Here is a 372-nt window from a genome sequence, read left to right as displayed (position 1 = left end):
GATATGTTTATTTTTATCGTTCTTGTAACACATCAAGAATTATTATTTCTTTAGAACTGGTGGGACGAGGAGAGGCTTTTAAAAAGAATAATCATGTCTGATTTAAAGTAGTTGGCTCAGTGGATGAAGGGACGACTATCAGAAGGAACTTGCTAAAAGCGATTCGCATTTTGGAATAAATTATCTTGTTTTTTTTATTAGACGATCCAAAACCAAACCAACAAGATACCAGAAACCTAGTGTAGTTGGGTATACAACGGCTATTGGAATATCTGCTTCTCGCACAAATTGAAATGATTCATACATCCAAACCAACGGGCTAATGATAGCCAATAGTATATTATAGTCATCATAGCCCGAAATATTTACAAT

At 34.4% G+C, this 372-nt stretch carries 1 protein-coding gene; it reads right to left on the bottom strand.

Going from position 1 to position 372, the window contains the following annotated elements:
• Positions 1–180: 180 nt before the first annotated feature.
• Positions 181–372 (bottom strand): hypothetical protein, encoded by a 192-nt coding sequence (locus C1I60_RS24665; protein WP_137060485.1) that lies wholly within the window; start codon positions 370–372, stop codon positions 181–183.

Source organism: Paenibacillus terrae, from assembly GCF_005217525.1.
Taxonomy (GTDB): domain Bacteria; phylum Bacillota; class Bacilli; order Paenibacillales; family Paenibacillaceae; genus Paenibacillus; species Paenibacillus terrae_C.
Note: the sequence above shows the minus strand (reverse complement) of the source record. Positions and strands in the feature narration are given on the sequence as shown.